Below are 3,650 nucleotides of genomic sequence, written 5' to 3' on the forward strand. Positions count from 1 at the left end.
TCTATCATCCCGCCGCCACCTTCTTCGTCCGGGTGAAGGGCGACTCGATGGAGGGCGCCGGCATCCGGGACGGGGATCTCCTGGTGGTGGACCGCGCCCTTGAACCCGGTCACGGGCGGATCGTCATCGCCGTCGTCAATGGCGAACTCACGGTCAAGCGCCTGGCGCTCCGCGAGGGTGAAGCCTGGCTCGAGCCCGAAAACCCGGCCTATGCCCCGCTCAAACTGACCGAGGGGCTCGATTGCATCGTCTGGGGCGTGGTGAAACACGTCATTCATGCGGTCTGACCGGGTCTTTGCCCTGATCGACGGGAATGCCTTCTACGTCTCCTGCGAGCGGGTCTTCAACCCCAAGCTCGAGGGGAAACCGGTCGTGGTCCTCTCCAACAACGACGGCTGCGTCGTCTCCCGCTCTGAGGAGGCCAAAGCCCTGGGGGTGCCGATGGCGGCGCCTTACTTCCGGATTCGGCCAGCGTTCGAGCGGGCCGGCGGCATCGCCTATTCCTCCAATTACGGCCTCTATGCGGAGCTCAGCCAGCGCATGATGGCGGTGATCGGGCAGTTTTCCGATCGGCAGGAAATGTATTCGATCGATGAATCGTTCCTCGAGTGGACCGGGTTCCATCGGTTCGATTTGACGGGACTCGCCATGGATCTTCGACGGCGGGTCAAGCAGTGGGTCGGAATTCCGGTCGGGGTCGGGATCGGCGCCACCAAGACCCTCGCCAAGGCCGCCAACCGGCTGGCCAAGAAACACCCCGATTTTAAGGCTCAGGGCGTCTGTAATCTCCTCGCCCTGCCCAAAACGATCCAGGACGTCTATCTCAAACGGCTCGAGGTGGGCGATGTGTGGGGCGTCGGCCCCCGCTGGGCTCAAAAGCTCCGGGCCCTCGGGATTCGTTCGGCACTCGACCTGAAACAGGTCGATTCCGGTTGGATCCGCCGGCAGTTCTCGGTGGTGCTGGAGCGAACGGCGCTGGAACTTCGAGGGATCGCCTCGATTGATCTCGAGGACGCGCCGCCGCCCAAGCAGCAAATCGTCTCCTCGCGGAGCTTCGGTCAGCTGGTCAGCCGCCTCGACGACCTCGAGCAGGCGGTCAGTGCCTATGCGGCGCGCGCCGCCGAAAAGCTCAGGGCTCAGGATTCCGTCGCGGGCACGCTCGCCGTCTTTCTCAAGACCAACCCGTTCGATCCGAAGGCGCCGCAATACCATCCGATCACCACGGTCCGATTCGCAAGACCGAGTGCGGACACCCTGGGGCTGATCCGTGCCGCACTCTTGGGGCTGCGGCGGATCTACCGGCCCCACTACCGCTATCAGAAAGCCGGCATCATGCTGTTCGATTTGTCCCCAGCCACGGTCGAACAGGGGGATTTATTCCCGGAGGCGCCGGACCCCACGAGGGAACACGCCGCTCGAGCCGACCGCGGGAAGCTCATGGCCACGCTCGACCAGCTCAACCAGAGGATGGGCCGGGGCACCCTCTGGATCGCCTCGGAAGGCATTCAACAGACCTGGCGCATGCGTCGGGGGAATCTTTCACCTGCTTACACCAGCCGCTGGGATCAGCTGCCGGTAGTGCGAGCCTAAAAGAGGGCTTTTGTCTGAGGTTCTGGCTCAACGAGCGAGGGATCGTCGTTCCTCGGGCTGTTCACCCGGCGACTCACCGGATACAGGCGCATGGGCTCCGCCGCATAGGGCTGCAGCAGGGCCTTGGCGGTCTCAAGGGGTGTTTTAGGGTCGAGCCACACGTCATAGGTGGACGGCGGCAAGATGACCGGCATGCGGTCGTGGATCGTCGCCATGAGGGGATTCGCCACCGTCACGATAATCGTGCAGGATTCGATGCGTTGTCCCTCACCGTCCCAGCGGTCCCAGAGCCCCGCCAGGGCGAACGGCTCGCCGGATTGAAGCCCGATCGCAAAAGGCTGTTTGCCGGTCCCTTCGGCTCGCCATTCGAAAAAAAGATCCGTAGGGATAAGGCAACGGCGTTTCCGAAAGGGCTGCCGGTAAGCGGGTTTCTCGGCCACCGTCTCCGCCCGGGCATTGAGGGTCGAGTAAGGCAGCTTCGATTCCTTGGCCCAGAACGGCAGAAGGCCCCAGGTGAGCGCCACCAGTTCCCGCTCACCTTCGTCATCGAGCCGCACCGCCAAGACCGGCTGAGTGGGCGCCACGTTATACCGAGGCCGGGCGTCGAAAACCCGGATCTCGGTTTCCAAAATCTCGAACCGCCGCGCCAGTCTTCGGGGATCGGTGTATTGGGCAAAACGACCGCACATGAGGAGATTGTAACCGCGCCTGAGCAGAAGATCCTATTCAGGGAATATACGTAGAATTACTATCCACAGTTTGCGTGGATAACCCTGTGGATAAATATGGGGATGAACTAAGCTGCTGCCCATCGTAACGGGCTTTTGGTTCGGCTGATTACGTTCTGCTCAACCACGGCCCTCCGGGTTGTTTTTATACTATGTACTTGATTTTTCGGGGATCATGTATTACAGAACGATGAATCAATGAGTTACCGACACGGTGTCAGCCAAAGCTGACATGCCGTCACACGGTCAAGACTTGACAGTGGATAAGTGTTCGTCGGTGTTTCAAACAGGCGTCATCGGATCGAGATTTCGGCGCGGTATTGGGCGCCGGCATCGAAAACGCTCTGACACAGGGTGGCGCTTGAATCATTGGCAAGATGCCGCTAACCTATTGGCATATTGCTTAGAGGACGACAGACGATGACTTCCCGCTCCAACACCGCATCCGAGTCCAGCGGATCCCGCTACGGTGATTTTCTAGCACGTTTAGGCACCCTGCTCGATTTCCCCGGACGCTTGACCTCGGAGGAGGATTTGATTCGCGAAGTCCCGCTCCGGATGCCGCCGACAGTTCTCGACAAGCTCGCCGAGGAAGGCTTGACGGCGAAGGAACTGGCCATGGTGTTGCCGCCCCGCACCTTATCCCACCGGCGTGCCCAGCAGCAACCCTTGTCGCCCGATGAATCCGACCGGGCCCTCCGAATGGCTCGGCTCGTCGCGTTGGCGGAAACCGTCTTCGGCAATCGCGACAAAGCCCTTCGCTGGCTCCGCAAACCCCTCAAGCGGCTTGACCACCGCACTCCGATGGAGATCCTGTCCACCGAGTTGGGTGGGCGGATCATCGAAGAATACCTGATTCAAATCGATGAGGGCTTTGCCGCCTGATGCGCATTTGGCGCATCAGCAACTATGCGGATCTCCGTGGCAGCGGCGGGATTCGGGCCGGCGGGCGCTGGCACAGCCGCGGTAGCCCCATTGTTTATTGTGCGGAGAATCCGGGAACCGCACTCCTCGAAGTGCTGGTTCATCTGGAGATCGATGACCCCGACGATTTGCCGGAGAGCTATCAATTGCTGTCGATCGATCTGCCGGACACCGTGGTTCGAAAAGAGCTCGACGTCGAATCGTTACCCGATGACTGGCGGACACGCCCGGAATTGACGCGATCGCTCGGGGATGCCTGGTTAAAAGGCATGGACAGTGTGGCCCTGCTCGTGCCGAGTGCCATCGTCCCGTATACCGTCAATGTCCTGCTTAACCCGCTCCATCCGGACAGCACTCAACTCCGCATTTCGGCCGTGGATCGTTATCCTTTCGATGGACGTCTTTTTA

The 3,650-nt window shown here is 60.9% G+C and carries 5 protein-coding genes; 4 read left to right on the top strand and 1 reads right to left on the bottom strand.

Going from position 1 to position 3,650, the window contains the following annotated elements:
- Together umuD and ABJK70_RS21810 are read left to right on the top strand one after the other, a co-directional pair.
- The coding region (gene umuD, locus ABJK70_RS21805; RefSeq protein WP_347259114.1) for a translesion error-prone DNA polymerase V autoproteolytic subunit at positions 1 to 287 on the top strand (287 nt) is incomplete at its 5' end.
- A complete protein-coding gene (locus ABJK70_RS21810; RefSeq protein WP_347259115.1) occupies positions 277 to 1,590 on the top strand; it encodes a Y-family DNA polymerase in 1,314 nt (437 codons plus the stop codon). The genes umuD and ABJK70_RS21810, both read left to right, overlap by 11 nt.
- Here ABJK70_RS21810 and ABJK70_RS21815 read toward each other — a convergent pair.
- On the bottom strand, positions 1,587 to 2,279 hold the full coding sequence (locus ABJK70_RS21815) for an SOS response-associated peptidase (RefSeq protein ID WP_347259116.1): 693 nt from the start codon (positions 2,277 to 2,279) through the stop codon (positions 1,587 to 1,589). The genes ABJK70_RS21810 and ABJK70_RS21815 overlap by 4 nt on opposite strands.
- A 459-nt stretch (positions 2,280 to 2,738) precedes the next feature.
- Between ABJK70_RS21815 and ABJK70_RS21820 the strand changes: the two genes are divergently transcribed.
- Positions 2,739 to 3,203, top strand: coding sequence for an antitoxin Xre/MbcA/ParS toxin-binding domain-containing protein (locus ABJK70_RS21820; RefSeq protein ID WP_347259117.1), 465 nt, complete (start codon positions 2,739 to 2,741; stop codon positions 3,201 to 3,203).
- Positions 3,203 to 3,650: RES family NAD+ phosphorylase (locus tag ABJK70_RS21825; protein ID WP_347259118.1), on the top strand; the 448-nt coding region annotated here is incomplete at its 3' end. The genes ABJK70_RS21820 and ABJK70_RS21825, both read left to right, overlap by 1 nt.

Origin of the sequence: Methylocaldum sp., from assembly GCF_039794385.1 — a bacterium.
Lineage (GTDB): Bacteria > Pseudomonadota > Gammaproteobacteria > Methylococcales > Methylococcaceae > Methylocaldum.